This window comes from Polaribacter marinus, from assembly GCF_022662535.1.
Taxonomy (GTDB): domain Bacteria; phylum Bacteroidota; class Bacteroidia; order Flavobacteriales; family Flavobacteriaceae; genus Polaribacter; species Polaribacter marinus.
The window spans coordinates 317,812-337,738 of sequence record NZ_JAKQYM010000002.1; the positions used below are offsets into that span (position 1 = coordinate 317,812).

A 19,927-nucleotide genomic window follows, 5' to 3' on the forward strand; every position below is an offset into this window, starting at 1 on the left:
CCAAGGGGGCGATATTTCTTTTTTATAGTAACAACATACAAACCACGCCCCCCAATGACTTTTATAATCCGAACTGATTATAGGTAGGGGTGGGTAACCTATGTCTAGATTTTATTTTTCCACACATTAACTAAATAAATAGCTCAACTCTAAATAAGCCGTTTTAAGGAACTATACTGAAAAAATATTAAATAACACGTGTTGATAGTTTTTAGTATATAATATGACCCTTTAAAAAGCTCCTATTATTGAAATAACCTAAAATAATTTAGAATGAGATTTTTTGTAAAAGATTACCCAAAGTCGAATGTTAAAAATGCTTTTAAGTAAAAAGGAAGTTAAAAAAATAAATAGTAAAAACGAGTACAAAATTATTTAAATTAGAACTGATATGAATAAAAAAATAAGTATTGAGATAAAAAATAATAATGATATAAATAATACCGAGTACCCTTTTATAAAAATGAAAGATAGTGAACTGTATTTTATAGAAGAGTTAAATATGGGTAGGATAGAATTAAAACCAGAAATACCAAGAATTGGTTTTTTTGTAACAAAAGACGAAAAGGATGAACTTTTAAATTACCAATTAATTACTGGTGATTTATTGACGATTACAATACGAAAAAAGTTTGTAGATACAATTTACAAATTTAAGCAGTTTTTAAAACGTTTATAGTAAGACATAGTGCTTAAAAAACTAAAGGTTTAACAATAACCAAAAATTAAAATTAAACGCTTTAAGCGTTAGCATATTATTAATTTACTGAATAGGTAGCATAACTAAAAAGTTGTGGCTACCTATTTTTTTTTACAAAAATAAAGATGACAAAGAGTGTACAGAGAGAAATAGCCTGCCAATTGGATTTATTAGTTATGGAGGTGAAAAATGACCAGTTTAAAAAATTATTAACTAAAAAAGATGTGATGAGAATACTGCAAGTTAGTCTTAGCTCCGTAGATAGATGGATGCGAGCAGGTAAGTTAAAAGCATTTGGCATTGAAGGGCGTGTGTACTTTAAACGTACAGATGTAGAAGCAATGTTAACACCAATCAATTAAAAATTAATAAATCACCTCCACTAACAAGTTGTAGAATGTATAGTAACGCCAACAAGTTGGCTTTATATCTTTTTTTTACAATATATGTGGAGGTTTTAATAATAAAATAATATAGTACCAAAAATTACTTTAATGTATATATAGTATTTATACACCTAAAATGTAATAATGGTACTAAATTTAATATAACCTCCACATGGAAAAGATAAAATTTAGTAATAGACCTACAATGCAAGTGTTACGTAAAGGTTTTAAGTTGAAGCAAAATAAAGCTAAAATTGAAAAAGGTATAAACCCATTTGAAATAAAAAATAATACTTCAAGTAAAGTAAGGTTAGAATTAAATTGGGATGATATACTTAATGAGAGGTTAGTGGAAATGGAAATAGTTGATGAGGTGTTTTTTAATGGTAAAAAAGTGTATCTTTTTAGGAAACCATACTTTATTCCCAAATTCAGTCAATATTATGCCTGTAAAATTGAGAGCCCTGATAATTATTACTTGGTAGAATTGATAGAAATGCTGTTGTTTTTAAATCCAAATCCAGATCACTTAATGAGGAAAAAAATTACAGAATGTATATTACAAAAATTCACATTACATATAAAAAAGGAAAGTCAAGTAAAGATAGGGCATTATGCGTTCGAACCTGTATTGGATTATGAAGAAGTACTAGGTATGGTTAATACTATGGGTAATTTAAAAAATAATAAATCATTTATTTCTCCGCATGAAGAAACAATAATGTATGGCGAGGTTTATTTTACTAAAGGTGAAAAAATATCTTTAAGAACATGCCTTAGAAATGAAAATGCTTCTAAATATTACGAAAGTGCTATTTATACTGCAATACAGGTTTTAATAAAAAGTAATTCTGATGTTAAAATTAATTTAGCAAGGTTACACGAACAAAAAAAAATAATAAAATTTAATTCTGAGATTTATGCTTCAGCTAAATTAATTAGTAATGTAATAAGTGAAGCCAATAAATTAATTATTAAAAATCATAATAAAGTAGCTATATTTAATTCCCAAAACCAAAAAGAAAAATACAATATTTTTTTGTCTTTAGATAACCCTACTTTAGATTGTATTGTTAGTTATTGCAAAGTTAGTAAGAGAGATGCAAGTAAATTTAAAAGAATAAAAAAAAATCAAGCCCACAATGTTTAAAACGTTGGAGGGCTTTTTATTAATTTTAGGTCAAAAACATCTCCAAAAATTGTATAGATAAAGGAGTAAAATAAATAAGTTAGCTAAATGTTGGCTAAAATTTTATTCAAAATAGGTTAATTAACTGTAGGTTAGTTGTTTATTTTTTTTAAAAGTGCGCACGAGAAGATTCGAACTTCCACAAACTTACGTTTACAGCCCCCTCAAGGCTGCGCGTCTACCAATTTCGCCACGTGCGCTTAAATAAAGTGAAAAAAGGTTAAGCATTTGCTTAACCTTTTTTGTGACCGGGCTGGGGCTCGAACCCAGGACCCTCTCCTTAAAAGGGAGATGCTCTACCAACTGAGCTACCAGGTCTAATATTTAAAGGTGCAAATATAATATCAATCATTGGAACAGGAAATGTTTTTTTGATATATTTTTATCGATATTTGTAAAAATTACAAAATAAGATGAAAATTGTTTTATTGGGCTATATGGCTTCTGGAAAATCTACCATCGGTAAATTGTTAGCTAAAAAAATAGAGCTTCCTTTTGTTGATTTAGATGATTATATTTCTGAAAAAGAAAAAAAATCTATCCCCGAGATTTTTGAAGAAAAAGGTGAAATCTATTTTAGAACCATAGAAAATAAATATTTAAAAGAATATTTAAATAAAAATGAAAATTTTGTACTTTCTTTAGGAGGGGGAACACCCTGTTATGCCAATAATATGCAGGTTTTAAAAGATAATAATGTGCATTCTATATATCTTCAGTCTAGTATTGCAACATTGGTTAAAAGGTTGTTAGAAAATAGAAGTAAAAGACCTTTAATTGCAAATGTAGAAGTTGAGAAAGTTCCTGAATTTGTGGCAAAACATCTTTTTGAAAGACGTTTCTTTTATGAACAAGCTTCAATTACGTTAAAAATCGATAATAAAACGAAAAAAGAAATAATAACAGAACTTAGAATACTTCTATATTAAATAAGCTTTAGAATTATTTTTAGAAAACTCTATTTGAATGTGTTCTTTAATTGAAGTTGATAGTGAAATACCTTTAAAATCTGCTTTTATAGGATATTTTTTATGATTTCTATTAACTAAAACAGCTGTTTTAAACCTTTTTAAAGGAACATCTAAAAAATGTTTTACGCCATAAATGAGTGTGGTTCCCGAATTCAGAACATCATCAACTAAAACCAAAGATTTATTTTTATAGTCATTTACCTCAAGAGAAGTTGTGATTTTTTCTAATGGTTTTTTCTTATTTATATATACTTCGCAAAGAGTTACTTTTAACTCAGATATTTCTTTTAAAATAGCAACTAATCTTTCAGCAAAAATAAAACCATTACCAACTATTCCGGCAATGATAACTTCTTTTTCATTACTATTGTTTTCATAGATTTGATAAGCAATTCTTTTAATTTTCTGATTAATTTGAATTGTATCTAAAATTAAATTATCTTCTATAATCATATCTCTTGTGTTGTGTCTTCTTGATAACCTTCAATATCTCTTCTATCTTTTTTTGTAGGTCTTCCGGTTCCTTTTTTTCTATAATAATCTTTAGAATATTTTAAGAGTTCATTCTTTTCAAATTCTTCTTTAGGAGTAATATCTTTCCTATAAATATCAACCAATTTTGCACCAACTCTACTTTTTGGTAAATCTAAAACTTTTATCTGATAGTTTATTTGGTTTTTTCTTACCAAAATTAACTCATTTCCAAAAACTTCTTTAGAGGGTTTTATGTTTTTTGCATCTATTTTAACTTGCCCTTTTTTACAGGCAGCAGTAGCCAAACTTCTAGTTTTAAAAGTTCGTATACACCATAAGTATTTATCAATTCTCATAAAAAAAGTTAAAATCTACTATTTGTCTTTTTACAAAGGTATAAAAATGGTAAATTGCGCGTTCAAATTTAACGGATATTAAATGTACAAACTAAGAAAAATATTATTATTTATATTTATTGCAGCAGCAGTATATAGTTGCGGTAATTCTAATTCTAACACTTTAGAAGAATTTGATCATGAAGCACAAGCTTTAATTGATAGTGATTCAATAATTAGTTTTCTAAAAAACAACTATTTTGATACGAGTATAGATTCTATTAAAGTTTTAGATAGTGGGCAAACATCACTTTATGATGATCCTAAATTAAAGACATTAGATATTACAGAAAATGAAATAGATTATAAACTTTATTATTATGAAATAGAGGTTGGTAGTCCTAGTGTAGATAAAGGTTTTCCTACGGTTATGGATTCTGTTTTTGTTAAGTATGAAGGTCTAAGTATAGAAGCTAAAGATTCTTTATACAGTTTTGAAACTAGAGAAACTCCTTTATGGTTAACTTTAAATGGAGTTATTAGAGGTTGGACATATGGATTTACACATTTTAAAGGTGGAGATAACGTAACAAATAATGGACCAATTACTTATGTAAATGGAGGAAAAGGAATTTTAATAATCCCTTCTGGTTTAGCATATAGTAATATAGGAAGTAGTGTAGGAAGTCTTATAAATAAGTCTTTAGTTTTTTATATAGAATTATATGACTTTATAAAAGATACAGATCATGATAACGATGGAGTACCTTCTATTATGGAAGATCCTGATGGAGATGGAGATCCAAGATTAGATGACACTGATGGAGATTTTATAGACAATTACTTAGATGCAGATGATGATGGGGATGGAGTATTAACCAAAGATGAAGATAGAAATGGAGATGGAAATCCTGCAAATGATTTTAATGATCCAAATAATCCTACATTACCAGATTATTTAAATCCAGATATTAAATAAGTTTTAAAACTTATTTAAAAAATGCTCTTGATTTCTCAAGAGCATTTTTTTTATGCTTAAAATTGATATTAATATATCAAATGTTAGGTATCCTTTTTTTGTAATTGCATTTTACGATGCATTTAGAAGAATAAATTTATATATGCCTTTCCTATTCTCAAATAAAAAATGGATATTGGAATGAGTATTATGAAAAAAAAACTTAAGTAATTATTATAAAGGGAGTTATCTGAAGGCTGTTATTTAGCTATAGAAGGAGGAACAATTTTAAAGGAGGAAAGGGGGGTACTAGGTTTACCTATAAGAGTAATAGAGAGATATAAAAAAAAGAAAATACTAAGGCTTCTAAATTTTAATTTATTGCATTTTATTTATGTTAAAATTCATAAATAAAATGATAAAAGATCAAATAAAAAAGAGGTAAATATTTAATATTTCCCTCTTTTTTATTTGTAACAAATTAGAGTAAATTATAATCGATAAGATAAACCAATTATTATTTGATTAACTCTTGTATCAAACTCTACGTTTGTTGTACCATCAAAGAAACTAGATTCTGTATTATTAAAACCTCTTTCCCAACGAACATCAATTCCTAATTTTCCAAATTCAATTCCACCACCAAATTGTAATCCAACAGTAAAACCATCGCCTTTTACATCAGGAATGTCACTTATGCTAAAATCAGAATCTAATATATACTGAAATGAAGGACCAATATATACATTACCAATTCCAAAAATCTTTTTTCCTAATAAAACAGGAATATCTATTTTTTGAAAACTATAAGTAGTTGTTTTAGAAGTAATACTTGACGTTTTATAACGAACTTCATTTTCTAAATTTGTATACACTAACTCTGGTCTAATATATAAACCAATTACTGGTATTTTAGCTCTTAGCCATATTCCAGCATGATAACCTGTTTTACTTTTAGCTCCATCAAAAACATCGGTACTAACTTCTTTTATAGAATTAGAGTTGTAATTAATACCTCCTTTAATACCAAATTGAATTTGAGCTGTAGTAGTTTGACTAAATGCAAAAGCCAAACAAATTATTAAAATTGCTTTTTTCATAATTATTGATTTGTATTAAAATAGAGACGCTTTAAAAAACTTAAACGTTATTATTTTCTTGATATTACTTTTTTTACAGCGTCAATAATCGCGCCAGAACTTAATCCGTATTTTTCCATTAATTGTTCTGGTGTACCAGATTCTCCAAAAGTATCATTAGTAGCAATAAATTCTTGTGGAGTAGGATTGTTAGTGGCTAAACATCTTGCAACACTTTCGCCCAAACCTCCAAATTTATTATGTTCTTCTGCAGTAACAATACAACCTGTTTTAGCGATCGATTTTAAAATAATTTCTTCGTCTAAAGGTTTAATTGTATGAATATTAATTACTTCTGCTGAAATACCTTGTTCTTCTAATTTTTCGGCAGCTTGTAAAGATTCCCATACTAAATGACCTGTTGCTACAATTGTAACATCGGTTCCTTCTGTTAATTGAATTCCTTTTCCTACTATAAACTCTTGGTCTGTAGGCATAAAAACAGGAACTTTTGGCCTACCAAAACGTAAGTAAACAGGACCATCGAAATCTGCAATTGCAATAGTTGCTGCTTTGGTTTGATTGTAATCACAAGTATTGATTACAGTCATACCTGGTAACATTTTCATTAAACCGATATCTTCTAATATTTGGTGTGTTGCACCGTCTTCACCTAAAGTTAAACCAGCGTGAGATGCACAAATTTTTACATTTTTGTCAGAATAGGCAACAGATTGACGAATTTGATCATACACTCTACCTGTAGAGAAATTGGCAAAAGTACCTGTAAAAGGAATTTTACCTCCAATTGTTAAACCAGCAGCAATACCAATCATATTTGCTTCTGCAATACCAATTTGGAAAAATCTTTCTGGATTTTCTTTAATAAATTGATCCATTTTTAAAGAACCAATTAAATCTGCACATAAAGCTACTACGTTTGGATTTGTTCTTCCTAATTCTGTTAAACCATCTCCAAAACCAGAACGTGTGTCTTTTTTTTCTGTGTATGTGTATTTTTTCATTATAAATTGTTGTGTTGTAAAATTTGTGTAAAAATAAACTTTTATTTCGCTTTAGAGAAAAGAAAATTAAGAATAGAAAAAAGACTTTTTAACATAATGTGAGGAAGTCTAAATTTATTTAGTTTATATATTCATTAATTCTTTATAGAGTTTATGAACCGGTAAACCAGCTACGTTAAAATAACTACCTTCCATTTTATCAATTGCTATAAAACCAATCCATTCTTGAATTCCGTATGCACCAGCTTTATCAAAAGGGTGATAATTTTTGATGTAATAATTAATTTCATCATTTGATAATTCTTTAAATGAGACGATGGTGGTGTCATTTACAATCTTTTGAAAGTATTTGTTTTTTATTGATATAGAGGTGATTACTTCGTGTTTTTGATTTGATAGATCTCTTAACATAGAAAAAGCTTCAGCTTCGTCTTTAGGCTTCCCTAGAGCTTTTCCGTTTAACCAAACAATGGTATCTGAGGTAATTAATAGATCACTCTCTTTTAAATTTGTAAAAGGCTGTGATTTTAAATCGGCTAAAAAATCAGTTATTTCTGTTCCTTTTAATTCTTGAGGATATATTTCTTCAACTTCTTTCAGTTGAATTGTAAAATCGATGTCTAAATCTTTAAAAAATTGTTGTCTTCTAGGCGATTTAGAAGCTAGAATTACGTTGTATTGTTTTAATCTTTCTTTTAACATTTGTTTATTCTTTTTAGAAAAATGAGGAATCTATTATACTTTAAACAACAGCATCGATAAAATACCGAAAAGCATAATTATTTTCATCAAATTACTTAGTTTAGAAAAGTCATTTTTAGATTCAGAGCCCCATAATTTAAACATAAAATAGAGTAGTGGAATCAAAATACAAACAATTCCGTAAATTAAAAATATAAGGTCATTTTTTAAAGACTGAAGAACAATTAATAGAAAAACTAATAAAAGTGAGCTAAAGAAAAAAGCAACTTTAGCAGCTCTTTTTCTTCCCAATAATATAGGTAATGTTTTTGCTTTTATTTTTAAATCCCCATTTATATCTTCAATATCTTTTATGATTTCTCTTATAATATTGGTTAATATAGAAAAAACAATATAAGTAATCATTATTAAAAACAAATGAATCCCTGTACCTAGATTACTTATTGCTTCTAAAAGGTTACTAGTATGTGTTTGAGGCTCATTAAATACTACGGTTATAAAAATCACCAAACCTAAAAGAACAGAAACTAATAAGTTACCAATAAGAAGTGTTTTTTTGAAGTATTTGGAATATAAAAAAAGCAATAAAATAGTTGCTAAAAAAATGAAACTGTACTCACTGTTTTTTGTAGTAGCAGATATGTAAGTGCCTAAAATAAAGCCTAGTAAATTTATGATAACGTAAATAAACCATGCATTTTTTTTAGCAATGGGTTTTCCAATAAGAACTTTACTAGGTTTGTTTATTACATCTGCATCAACATCAAAAATATCATTAATAATATAACCTCCTGCAGTAATAAATAAAACACTAAGAGAAAGTATTGCAAACTGATAATGGGTTAAAGTAACTCCTAAATATGTAGTATGAATTAAGGTGTATTTTTTAAAACTAATGTTGCTAAAGAATAAGGAATCGATCAACGCATATTTGGTTAAAACCATTGTTAATAAAACCATCAAAAGGTTTTTGTAACGAATAAGTTTTAGAAAAGAAATCATTTTATGAATTAAAACTCTTTTTAATTCGAGCTAAATCACGTTTGTTATCTCTGTCTTTTAATACTTCTCGCTTGTCATGCGTTTGTTTACCTTTTGCTAATGCAATTTCTAATTTAGCAAAACCTCTATCATTTATAAATAAACGTAAAGGCACAATCGTATTTCCTTTAGCCTCAACATCTTTTTTTAAAGAACGTAATTCGCGTTTATTCATCAACAATCTACGTTCACTTTTTGGTTTATGATTAAAGTGATGTCCAAACATGTATTCTTGAATGTACATATTTACAATAAACAATTCTCCTCTATCATTAAACTCACAAAAACTCTCTGTAATTCTTGCTTGACTTAAACGAATAGATTTAATTTCCGTTCCGGTTAACTGTATACCAGCAACATATTTGTCTAGAATTTCAAATTCGAAACGGGCTTTTTTATTTTGTATGTTTATTTTCTTTTGAACAGCCATAGACTGATTTGTATTTATAAATTTTAACAAAGATACATTTTTACTTTGGTCAAAGAAATGTAATTTTGAAATCTATTTATTGACTAAAATTAATTAAAAACAATGAGATATTTATCAATTCTTTTTTTAGCTTTCTTAATTTCTTGTAAACCTTCTGAACCTAAACTAACTGCGCAACAAATTATAGATAAAACTATTATATATTCAGGTGCAGATAAAGTGGCAAATTCACAAATTCAATTTAAGTTTAGAGACAATAGCTATATTGCTTCTAGAAAATCTAATGGGTATTTTTTTTTAGCGAGAAATCATAAAAATGATATTGGTGATACGATATCAGACATTGTTACCAATAATGGTTTTATAAGAGAAGTTAATGGACATAAGATTACTGTTGCAGATTCTATGGCTAATAAATATGCAAATTCTGTAAATTCTGTACATTATTTTTCGGTGTTACCTTATGGATTAAACGACAAAGCTGTAAAAAAGAAATTGCTTACTCCGTCTACAATTAAGGGAAAAGAATACTATAAAATAGAGATTAGTTTTTCTGAAGATGGAGGAGGAGAAGACTTTGAAGATGTTTTTGTTTATTGGATAAGTAAGAATGATTTTTTAATTGATTATTTAGCGTATTCTTACCATACAAATGGAGGAGGAAAGCGTTTTAGAGTTTTAAAAGAACAATGTGTTAAAAGTGGAATTCGTTTTGTCGATTATCATAATTACCAACCTTTAAACAAAATAATTCCTTTAATAGATTTAGATAAGGAGTTTGAAACCAATCAACTAAAAAAAATATCTGAAATTGTTTTGAAAGACATTAAAGTAAAGTTGTAGTTTTACAAAAATATCAAATCTTTTTATGATTAAAAAACTACTTATTCTATTTCTTTTTGCTTATCAAATCTCAGTTAGCCAAAATACTGTAGGGAATGTTTCAATAACAGAGAATGCTTATGATGGTTATACTTTATTTACCATACATAAAATAACCTATTTAATTAATAACTGCGGACAAGTAATTAATGAGTGGACTAGTAATTATTTACCAGGTAATGCAGTGTATTTATTACCAAATGGAAACTTATTAAGAGCTGGTAGAGAACATGGATCTAGTAATATTACTTTTGGAGGAAATGGAGGAAAAATAGAGCTGTTTAATTGGGATGGCGATGTCATTTGGAGTTATAGTTATAATACAAATAATTACAGACAACATCATGATGTATACCCAATGCCCAATGGAAATATTTTAATTTTAGCGGCAACTTTGGTATCGGAAGAAGATGCCATCTCTTTAGGAAGAAACCCAAGTTTATTAACTGAAGGGAAGTTATATAATGAAAGAATATTAGAGGTTGAACCTATTGGTACAAATGATGTAAATATAATTTGGGAATGGAATGCAATTGATCATGTAATTCAAGATTTTGATAATACAAAAAATAATTTTGGAGTTGTTGCTGATACTCCAGAAAAGTTAGATATTAATTTTTTAAACGGTGAAACTCCTGAAGCAAATTGGCTACACGTTAATTCTATTCAATACAATCATAAGTTAAATCAAATAGTAATTAGTTCTAGAAATTTAAGTGAAATTTGGGTAATAGACCATTCTACAACAACTTTAGAAGCAGCTTCTAGTACTGGAGGATTATATGGTAAAGGAGGAGATTTGTTATATCGATGGGGGAATCCACAATCTTATAGACAAGGAACAGAAGCAGATCGGAAATTATTTGGCCAACATACTCCTTATTTTATAGAAGAAGGATTGGAAGATGAAGGGAAAATATTGCTTTTCAATAATGGAAATGGAAGATCTCCTAGTTTTTCAGAAGTTTTTATAATTGATCCACCTAAAACAAATGAAGTTTATGATTATACAGAAAACTCTTCTTTTGGTCCAGAGACCCCTAGTTATGTTTATTCAGATTTATCAGAAACTCCATCGCCTTTTTACTCTCCAATAGTTAGTAGTGCTCAAAGACTTCCAAATGGAAACTTATTAATTTGTGAAGGGGTAAAAGGTTATTTCTTTGAAATTGATTCTGATAACAACAAAGTTTGGGAATATTATACTCCAATAAATCAGATTGATGGAACAATATCAAATCAATTTGATCCTTCACCGAATGGGATGTCTTTTAGAGCTTTAAAATACTCTAAAAATTATATGGCTTTTAATGGTAGAGATCTAACACCAAGTTCTCCAATTGAAAATAATTATAATTTAAATCCTTGTAATGCTTTGAGTATAGATAAGGAAGATGTGGATTTTGTCAATATCTATCCTAACCCTGTTAAGGATTTTATAAACATAAACATTCCAGACAACAAAGACTATAAAGTTGAAGTTTTTAATTTATTAGGTAAAAAAATAATGGAAGTAAACAATCAAAATAAAATTGATTTTTCACAGCAAACAGGAGGAGTTTACTTTTTAAAAGTAAAGTCTGAAAATAAAATAAAAGTGATTAAAATTTTAAAAAATTAATTTACTTTTTCTGTTTTACTTGTTCTTTTATTACCATTAATGGTCACAATAAATAATGTAGAATTGTCATTTTCATCCATATCTTTATACTTTTTTTCTCCTAGAATTTTATTTGCAAAAACAGGAGTTGTATTACTATGTCCCACAATTAAAACAGTTTTTCCTTTTGTTTCTTTTTGAAAAATAGAATCATACATTTTACTAGGATTATAATTTTTAATTTCTAAATTTTTACTCACAGCAGTAGGGGTGCCAGTTTGTAAGGTTCTGTTATACTTGGTAGAATAAACAGCGTCAATTTGTACATTTTTAAACCTCTCTGCCCACTTTATGGCTCTTTCTAATCCTTTTTCATTCAGATTAGGATTTCTATTTGTTGTATCTGTTTTGTCTTTTTCTGCATGACGAATTAAGTAATATGTTGTTGTATCATCAGACGTACAAGAGCTTAATAAACTAAAAACGAAAATAAAAAAGAAGTATAATTTTTTCATGAAATATTGATTTAGAAAACGAATATACAGAAAAAAGAAAAAGTGGTGTCTTTTAAAACACCACCTTCTCTAACGAACCAAACTTTACTTTTATGAATTTTCTATCAAATCTGTTTGATTTCTAAAAACTAACTCATCATCAAAAGCATCTAATAAAATAATGCTATCTGTTGTTATTTTACCAGATAAAATTTCTTTAGAAAGCTGATTTAACACTTCTTTCTGAATCACTCTTTTTACCGGTCTTGCACCAAATTCTGGTTGATATCCTTTTTTAGCTAAGTATTTGATAGCTTCATCTGTTGCATCTAAAGTAATTTCTTGTTTACCAATCATTTTCTTTAAATGTTCTAACTGAAGTTTTACAATTTCAAAAATATCTTTTTCAGTTAATGGAGCAAACATTATTACATCATCAATTCTGTTTAAAAACTCAGGTCTTACAGATTGTTTTAACAATGCTAAAACTTCAATTTTTGCCAATTCAGTAACAGATTCTAGATCTGCTTTTGGATCGCTAAATTTCTCCTGAATAATATGACTTCCTATATTAGAGGTCATAATAATAATTGTGTTTTTAAAATCAGCAACACGCCCTTTATTATCTGTTAATCTACCTTCATCTAGTACTTGTAACAATATATTAAAAGTATCTGGGTGTGCTTTTTCAATTTCATCTAAAAGCACTACAGAATAAGGTCTTCTTCTTACAGCTTCAGTTAATTGTCCACCTTCATCAAAACCTACATATCCAGGAGGTGCACCAATTAATCTACTTACAGAATGGCGTTCTTGATATTCACTCATATCAATACGTGTCATAGCATTTTCATCATCAAATAAATATTCTGCTAATGCTTTTGCTAACTCAGTTTTTCCAACCCCAGTTGTACCTAAAAACAAAAAGCTACCAATAGGTTTATTTGGGTTTTGTAAACCAGATCTAGATCTTCTAACAGCATCAGAAACAGCTACGATAGCTTCTTCTTGTCCAACCACTCTTTTGTGTAATTGATCCTCTAATCGCAACAATTTTTCACGTTCAGATTGAATCATTTTGGTCACAGGAATTCCAGTCCATTTTGCAACAACTTCTGCAATATCATCGTATGTTACTTCTTCTTTAATCAAAGAAGTTTCAGATTGATTTTCTTGCAATGTTTTTTGCAGTTGTTCTAAATCTTCTTGTGCCTTTTTAATTTTTCCATATCTAATTTCAGCAACTTTACCATAATCTCCTTCACGCTCTGCTTTTTCTGCTTCAATTTTAAAGTTTTCAATATTCAATTTTGCATTCTGAATATTATCTACAACTTCTTTTTCAGATTTCCATTTTGCATTCATTTCATTGCGTTCTTCTTTTAAATTTGCTAAATCAGAACGTAAAGATTTTAATTTCGTTTCATCTTTTTCACGTTTAATGGCTTCAATTTCAATCTCTAATTGCATTACTTTTCTATCTAAAACATCTAATTCTTCTGGTTTAGAGTTGATTTCCATTCGTAATTTTGCCATGGCTTCATCCATTAAATCAATGGCTTTATCTGGTAAAAAACGATTGGTAATATAACGTTGTGATAATTCTACAGCACCAATAATAGCTTCGTCTTTAATACGAACTTTGTGATGTGCTTCATACTTTTCTTTAATTCCTCTTAGAATAGAAATTGCACTTTCTGTATCGGGTTCGTTTACAATTACCTTTTGAAAACGTCTTTCTAAAGCTTTGTCTTTTTCAAAATATTTTTGATATTCATCTAAAGTTGTTGCTCCAATTGCTCTTAGTTCTCCACGAGCCAAAGCTGGTTTTAAAATATTAGCAGCATCCATGGCTCCTTGTCCACCACCAGCACCCACTAAAGTGTGAATTTCATCAATAAAAAGGACAATATTTCCATCTGAAGATGTTACTTCTTTAATAACTGCTTTTAAGCGTTCTTCAAATTCACCTTTGTATTTAGCGCCAGCAATTAATGCTCCCATATCTAAAGAAAAAATCAATTTATCTTTTAAGTTTTCAGGAACATCACCATCTACAATTCTATGTGCCAAACCTTCTGCAATAGCAGTTTTACCAGTTCCTGGTTCTCCTACTAATAGTGGATTATTTTTTGTTCTTCTTGATAAAATTTGAAGCAATCTTCTAATTTCTTCATCTCTACCAATAACAGGATCTAACTTACCATCTTCTGCTAATTTGTTTAAGTTTTTAGCATATTTATTTAAAGAGTTATAAGTTTCTTCTTGACTTTGAGAAGTTACTCTTTCTCCTTTTCTTAATTCTTCTATTGCTGCTTGTAAATGTTTTTCGGTTACACCCTGATCTTTTAAAACTTGAGCAATATTACTTTTTGATTTAAAAATAGCCAAGATTAAATGTTCTATTGAAACATAATCATCTTTCATTTTTTTAGCAATAACAGCAGCTTCTGTTAAAGTTTTACTTGCTTCTCTAGAAAGCATTAATTCTGCACCAGTAACTTTAGGCAAACTTTCTAGCTGTTTGTCTAAAATCTGTTCTACAACACCAATGTTGATGTTTAATTTCTTCAATAGAAAAGGTAATACATTTTCATCAACTTGAGTTAAGGCTTTAAATATATGTTCGTTCTCTATTTGATTATGACCAAAACCTTGCGCAATCTGTTGCGCCATTTGTATGGTCTCTTGCGATTTTGTTGTATAATTATTAAAGTTCATTTTCTGTTTTTTTAAATTATTAGAGCAATTTTAATACCATCCTATTTTTAACCTAAAAACAAGCCAGTTTGTCTTTAATTGCTTTGTTTTTACTGACTTTATGGCTGATGAAAGTTTCTTATATTTGCATCGACAAAGGGTAAAAAAGAAACAATGGGTATATTTAATAGTCTTTTTGGAGGAAAAGAGAGTGAAGCTTCTCAAGAAGCAAAAATGTCATATTTAAATTGGATTCCTTTAACTTCAATTGAACAATTAGATGAAATTAAAGAACTTTCTAAATCAACCTCAATTTTAATTTTTAAACATTCAACTCGTTGTGGTATTAGTAGTATGGTTATTAAACGTTTTGAGGCACTTTTTAAAGAAGAACATCAAAATTTAAAAGTATATTATTTAGATCTATTAAATTACAGAACTATTTCTGATGAAATAGGGTATAGCTTTCAAGTAATGCATCAATCACCTCAATTATTAGTGATAAAAAAAGGTGTTTCTGTGTATCAGACTTCACATTATGATATACTTCAAACAAATTTATCAAGATTTATATAGTTTAAACTTGGAATAAACCTTAATTAAGTCTTATTTTTGTAGCCTAAATTTACATTCGTTTGGCAGAAAATAAAACTTCAGAAATTACAATAGGTAAAGAATTATATGGATATCAAAAAGATGCGCTACAAGAAATCTTTAATAGATTTGAAACAGCATCTCCAGATTATCATTTATTATATCAATTACCCACTGGTGGTGGAAAAACAGTTATTTTTTCTGAGATTGTAAGACGCTATTTAGAAACTTTTAAAAAGAAAGTTTTAGTGTTAACTCATAGGATAGAACTGAGTAAGCAAACGTCTAAAATGCTTGGAGAATTTGGTGTAAAAAACAAAATAATTAATAGTACTGCAAAGTTAGACGATCAGGACAAATACAGTTGTTTTGTGGCAATGGTAGAAACTTTAAAGAATAGATTGAACGATGAAAAACTAGATATCTCTGATATTGGTTTGGTAATTGTTGATGAAGCTCATTATAATTCTTTTACAAAAATATTTAAATTTTTCGATCAATCTTTTATTTTAGGAGTTACAGCAACACCTCTAAGTTCTAATATAAAATTACCAATGTATGAGAATTATCAAGAACTATTTGTTGGTGAATCTATTCAGCATTTAATTGATCATGAATACTTAGCAAGTGCTAATTTATATTCTTATAATGTTGGTTTAACTTCTTTAGAAGTAGGAGCAAATGGAGATTATACCGTTAAATCTTCAGAAGATTTATATACCAATACAGACATGCTTTCTAAATTGGTTTCGGCTTATGAAGAAACAGCAAAAGGAAAGAAAACTTTAATATTTAATAACGGAATTAACACTTCAATTCAAGTGTATCATGCATTTAAAAAAGCAGGATATCCTATTGCTCATTTAGATAATACCAACACTAGAAAAGAAAGAGATTTTATTTTAAAATGGTTTAAGAAAACACCAAATGCTATTATTACTTCTGTAAGTATTTTAACAACAGGGTTTGATGAACCAACAATTGAAGCAATTATTTTAAATAGAGCTACAAAATCATTAACCTTATATTATCAAATGATTGGCCGTGGTTCTAGGATTTTAGATAACAAAAGTACTTTTGATGTAATTGACTTAGGAAACAATTTCCACAGATTTGGTCCTTGGGGAGCAGATTTAGATTGGCAAAAAATGTTTAGAGCACCAGATTATTATTTAAATGCAATTTTATCTGATGAAGAAATAGAAAGTACATTTAGATATGAGCTTCCTGCTGATGTAAAAAAAGAATTTGCGAAATCTACAGATACCTATTTCGATATGAAAAAAGTATATATAGATACTATTAGAGCAGGAGAATCTTCTAAAAGAGTTTTAGAAAAATCAATAGAGCATCATGCAAAAATGTGTATAGAAAATAGTGAAGATGTTTTTGATGCATTAATTTTAGCTAAAATGTTAGGAGAAGAAATTGATGATAGAATTAATAGATATGCTAAATGTATTTCTAAAAGTACACACAATTTTGTAACTTGGTTAAAAGATGATTATCGAAAGAAATTAAATGCTTACTTAAGAGCTAACTTTGATGAAGATTTCGAGAAAATCCATGGATACCCTCCAGAAGAGTAGTAAATACAAGTAAAACAATAAGTGAAAATTTTTTTTCACTTTTTTTTTGCTTTTGTGTTTTGTATTAAAAAATAATTTACATTTGAAGCACTTATTTTAAGTGAAATGTTAAGTTTTTCTTATTTCGGGAATAATTATCAGTCGGAGAATGATAATTATATAGCATTTTGGAAATGCAACGAAAAAATTAAGGTATCTCCGTTTTCTTTTCTTCAAGAATTGCAACTTTATTCAAAGTTGCACGTAGTTTACTTGCAAATATTACAGTGATAAAAAATCTTTTTAATAGGATTATAACTACTATTCTAAAACATTCATTTTGTTTTAGTTCAGTGCATTTATCATTTACATAATATAAAACACAAAGTGAACACAAAATACATAGATTTAGTCGAGCAAACGTTCGATTTCCCTCAAGAGGAATTCAAAACAGAAAATAATAAATTGTTTTGGCACGGAATTAATTTAATGGAACTAACCGCTAAATATGGCGCTCCATTAAAATTCACATACTTACCAAAAATTTCAGAAAACATCATTAAAGCCAAAGGTTGGTTTCAAAATAGTATAGCAAAGCATAACTATAAAGGAAAATACTTTTATAGTTATTGTACAAAAAGCTCTCATTTTAAGCATGTTTTAAATGAAGCTTTAAAAAATGATATCCATATAGAAACTTCTTCTGCTTTTGATATTGACATCATTAATAACCTTAAAAAAGAAGGAAAAATAAAAGACAATACATTTATTATTTGTAACGGATTTAAACGCGATCAATACATTAAAAATATTGGTGGTTTAATTAATTCTGGACATCAAAACTGCATTCCTATAATTGATAATTTTGAAGAACTTCCCTTACTTCAAAAAGAAACATCAAGACCTTTTAAAGTAGGCATTCGAATTGCTTCAGAAGAAGAACCTAAATTTGAATTTTATACTTCTAGATTAGGTATTGGTTATAAAAATATTGTTTCTTTTTATGAGCGTGAAATTGCTAATAACGAGCAAGTTGATTTGAAAATGTTGCACTTTTTTATCAATACAGGAATAAAAGACAATGCCTATTATTGGAACGAGTTAATGAAATGTTTAAACGTTTACATCAACTTAAAAAAAGTATGTTCTTCCTTAGATAGCTTAAATATTGGTGGCGGATTTCCAATAAAAAACTCATTGGCTTTTGACTATGATTATGAATATATGATTGATGAAATTATCAATCAGATTAAACAAGCATGTGATGAAGCAGAAGTAGAAGTGCCAAATATTTTTACAGAATTTGGGAGTTTTACTGTAGGAGAATCTGGTGCAGCGATTTATGAAGTTTTATATCAGAAAAAACAAAATGATAGAGAACGTTGGAATATGATCAACTCATCATTTATTACAACTTTACCCGATTCTTGGGCAATAAATAAGCGTTTTGTGATGCTACCCATAAACAAATGGAACAGACAATATGAACGTGTTTTGTTAGGAGGATTAACTTGTGATAGCGATGATTATTACAATTCTGAACAGCATATAAATGGAATTTATTTACCTGTTTATGAGAAGGATAATCCGTTGTATATTGGTTTTTTTAACACAGGAGCATATCAAGAATCTATAGGAGGTTTTGGAGGTTTACAACATTGTTTGATACCGCATCCAAAACATTTAATTATAGATAGAGATGAAGATGGAAATTTAACTTCAAGAGTCTTTAAAGAACAACAAAAAAGTAGCGAATTGCTTTCTATATTAGGTTATGGAGAAGTATCCGAAAATAAAATTGAATCCGAAAAATTAGTAAAAGAAGCAGTATTATAATAAACATAAAATGAATACAAATAAAACCTATGCAGGAATTCCACAAGAGTTTGGAAACCTATCAACATCAAAAATCGTAATAATTCCTATTCCATATGATGGAACAAGTACCTGGCAAAAAGGAGCAGATAAAGGGCCACAAGCTTTTTTAGAGGCTTCTGAAAACATGGAATTATATGACATTGAAACCGATTCTGAAGTTTATAAAGAAGGTGTTTATTTAGCTGAGGCTATTACAGAAAATATTTCTCCTGAAGCAATGGTTGAAGAAGTGCATCAAATCACAAAAAAATATATCAATAGAAATAAATTTGTGACTGCTTTTGGAGGAGAACATTCAATATCTATAGGAACCATTAGAGCTTTTAATGAGTGTTTTGATAATTTAACGGTTTTACATATAGATGCCCATGCAGATTTAAGAAAAGAGTATGATGGCTCTACTTGTAATCATGCTTGTGCGGTTTATGAAGCTAATTCTACAACAAATTTGGTACAAGTTGGTATTAGAAGTATGGATATTTCTGAAAAAAGAAATATGAATTTAGATAAAGTTTTCTTTGCACATGATATGGCTGTTAATGAAGATTGGATGGAAGATGTAATAGATCAACTAACAGAAAATGTTTTTATTACGTTCGATTTAGATGCTTTAGATCCTTCTATTATGCCATCAACAGGGACACCTGAACCAGGAGGATTATTTTATTATGAAACGTTAGATTTTTTAAAACAAGTATTTAAAGAAAAAAATGTTGTTGGTTTTGATATGGTAGAATTATGCCCGAATGAAAATGAGAAATCATCCGATTTTTTAGCAGCTAAATTGTTTTACAAAATGTTAAGCTACAAATTTGCTTCTAAGGACGATTCTTATGATAATGGTGAAGAATTAATGAATACTAATCCCTTTAGCAAACTATCGAAGTTTAAAGATGATGACGATGATTTTTAGTGTTATAA

20 protein-coding genes and 2 tRNA genes are annotated in these 19,927 nt (G+C 28.3%); 11 read left to right on the top strand and 11 right to left on the bottom strand.

Going from position 1 to position 19,927, the window contains the following annotated elements:
- Positions 1-391: 391 nt before the first annotated feature.
- From MC378_RS04655 to MC378_RS04665, 3 genes are all read left to right on the top strand, one after another.
- Positions 392-679 carry a hypothetical protein gene (locus MC378_RS04655; protein ID WP_242177561.1) on the top strand — a complete coding sequence of 96 codons (288 nt, stop codon included), beginning with the start codon at positions 392-394 and terminating at the stop codon, positions 677-679.
- 197 nt (positions 680-876) lie between these two features.
- A complete protein-coding gene (locus tag MC378_RS04660; protein WP_274704104.1) occupies positions 877-1,062 on the top strand; it encodes a helix-turn-helix domain-containing protein in 186 nt (61 codons plus the stop codon).
- 196 nt (positions 1,063-1,258) lie between these two features.
- Entirely contained in the window at positions 1,259-2,236 is a 978-nt protein-coding gene (locus MC378_RS04665; RefSeq protein ID WP_242177563.1) for a hypothetical protein, read from the top strand.
- Between the two features lie 155 nt (positions 2,237-2,391).
- Here the strand turns inward: MC378_RS04665 and MC378_RS04670 are convergent.
- Both MC378_RS04670 and MC378_RS04675 read right to left on the bottom strand, forming a co-directional pair.
- A tRNA-Leu gene (locus tag MC378_RS04670) sits at positions 2,392-2,475 on the bottom strand.
- Positions 2,476-2,520: 45 nt separating this feature from the next.
- Positions 2,521-2,593, bottom strand: a tRNA-Lys gene (locus MC378_RS04675).
- A gap of 95 nt (positions 2,594-2,688) precedes the next feature.
- On the opposite strand from MC378_RS04675, the gene MC378_RS04680 reads away from it, so the two are divergent.
- The gene (locus tag MC378_RS04680) at positions 2,689-3,204 is read left to right on the top strand and encodes a shikimate kinase (RefSeq protein ID WP_242177564.1); all 516 of its coding nucleotides are present in this window, start codon (positions 2,689-2,691) and stop codon (positions 3,202-3,204) included.
- On the opposite strand, the gene MC378_RS04685 is transcribed toward MC378_RS04680, so the two are convergent.
- Positions 3,196-3,699, bottom strand: a complete 504-nt coding sequence (locus MC378_RS04685; protein WP_242177565.1) for a phosphoribosyltransferase domain-containing protein — start codon at positions 3,697-3,699, stop codon at positions 3,196-3,198. The two genes, MC378_RS04680 and MC378_RS04685, sit on opposite strands and share 9 nt — an antisense overlap.
- Positions 3,696-4,076, bottom strand: coding sequence for an RNA-binding S4 domain-containing protein (locus MC378_RS04690; RefSeq protein ID WP_242177566.1), 381 nt, complete (start codon positions 4,074-4,076; stop codon positions 3,696-3,698). The genes MC378_RS04685 and MC378_RS04690 overlap by 4 nt, the downstream gene beginning before the upstream one ends.
- A gap of 82 nt (positions 4,077-4,158) precedes the next feature.
- Here MC378_RS04690 and MC378_RS04695 point away from each other — a divergent pair, with 82 nt between their 5' ends.
- Entirely contained in the window at positions 4,159-5,034 is an 876-nt protein-coding gene (locus MC378_RS04695; protein ID WP_242177567.1) for an FKBP-type peptidyl-prolyl cis-trans isomerase, read from the top strand.
- Between the two features lie 470 nt (positions 5,035-5,504).
- Here the strand turns inward: MC378_RS04695 and MC378_RS04700 are convergent, their stop codons facing one another.
- The 5 genes from MC378_RS04700 to smpB form a co-directional block, all read right to left on the bottom strand.
- Positions 5,505-6,113: a porin family protein gene (locus MC378_RS04700; RefSeq protein WP_242177568.1), complete on the bottom strand. Its 609-nt coding sequence runs from the start codon at positions 6,111-6,113 to the stop codon at positions 5,505-5,507.
- A gap of 50 nt (positions 6,114-6,163) precedes the next feature.
- Complete coding sequence (locus tag MC378_RS04705) at positions 6,164-7,117, bottom strand: transketolase family protein (RefSeq protein ID WP_242177569.1); 954 nt, start codon at positions 7,115-7,117, stop codon at positions 6,164-6,166.
- Between the two features lie 123 nt (positions 7,118-7,240).
- The gene (locus MC378_RS04710; RefSeq protein ID WP_242177570.1) at positions 7,241-7,819 is read right to left on the bottom strand and encodes a Maf family nucleotide pyrophosphatase; all 579 of its coding nucleotides are present in this window, start codon (positions 7,817-7,819) and stop codon (positions 7,241-7,243) included.
- A 33-nt stretch (positions 7,820-7,852) separates the two neighbouring features.
- Positions 7,853-8,779 carry a geranylgeranylglycerol-phosphate geranylgeranyltransferase gene (locus MC378_RS04715; protein WP_242177571.1) on the bottom strand — a complete coding sequence of 309 codons (927 nt, stop codon included), beginning with the start codon at positions 8,777-8,779 and terminating at the stop codon, positions 7,853-7,855.
- 43 nt (positions 8,780-8,822) lie between these two features.
- Positions 8,823-9,290, bottom strand: a complete 468-nt coding sequence (gene smpB / locus MC378_RS04720; RefSeq protein WP_242177658.1) for an SsrA-binding protein SmpB — start codon at positions 9,288-9,290, stop codon at positions 8,823-8,825.
- 102 nt (positions 9,291-9,392) lie between these two features.
- Here smpB and MC378_RS04725 point away from each other — a divergent pair, with 102 nt between their 5' ends.
- Complete coding sequence (locus tag MC378_RS04725; RefSeq protein WP_242177572.1) at positions 9,393-10,133, top strand: DUF6503 family protein; 741 nt, start codon at positions 9,393-9,395, stop codon at positions 10,131-10,133.
- Between the two features lie 25 nt (positions 10,134-10,158).
- The gene (locus MC378_RS04730) at positions 10,159-11,793 is read left to right on the top strand and encodes an aryl-sulfate sulfotransferase (protein WP_242177573.1); all 1,635 of its coding nucleotides are present in this window, start codon (positions 10,159-10,161) and stop codon (positions 11,791-11,793) included.
- Here MC378_RS04730 and MC378_RS04735 read toward each other — a convergent pair.
- Entirely contained in the window at positions 11,790-12,287 is a 498-nt protein-coding gene (locus MC378_RS04735) for a SixA phosphatase family protein (protein ID WP_242177574.1), read from the bottom strand. The genes MC378_RS04730 and MC378_RS04735 overlap by 4 nt on opposite strands.
- Before the next feature lie 90 nt (positions 12,288-12,377).
- Positions 12,378-14,987, bottom strand: coding sequence for an ATP-dependent chaperone ClpB (clpB, locus tag MC378_RS04740; RefSeq protein ID WP_242177575.1), 2,610 nt, complete (start codon positions 14,985-14,987; stop codon positions 12,378-12,380).
- 153 nt (positions 14,988-15,140) lie between these two features.
- On the opposite strand from clpB, the gene ytxJ reads away from it, so the two are divergent.
- From ytxJ to speB, 4 genes are all read left to right on the top strand, one after another.
- Positions 15,141-15,542 carry a bacillithiol system redox-active protein YtxJ gene (gene ytxJ / locus MC378_RS04745; RefSeq protein WP_242177576.1) on the top strand — a complete coding sequence of 134 codons (402 nt, stop codon included), beginning with the start codon at positions 15,141-15,143 and terminating at the stop codon, positions 15,540-15,542.
- 59 nt (positions 15,543-15,601) lie between these two features.
- Positions 15,602-17,149 carry a DEAD/DEAH box helicase gene (locus MC378_RS04750; protein WP_242177577.1) on the top strand — a complete coding sequence of 516 codons (1,548 nt, stop codon included), beginning with the start codon at positions 15,602-15,604 and terminating at the stop codon, positions 17,147-17,149.
- A gap of 366 nt (positions 17,150-17,515) precedes the next feature.
- Complete coding sequence (locus MC378_RS04755) at positions 17,516-18,964, top strand: arginine decarboxylase (RefSeq protein ID WP_242177578.1); 1,449 nt, start codon at positions 17,516-17,518, stop codon at positions 18,962-18,964.
- Between the two features lie 10 nt (positions 18,965-18,974).
- A complete protein-coding gene (speB, locus tag MC378_RS04760; protein ID WP_242177579.1) occupies positions 18,975-19,919 on the top strand; it encodes an agmatinase in 945 nt (314 codons plus the stop codon).
- Positions 19,920-19,927: the final 8 nt, after the last annotated feature.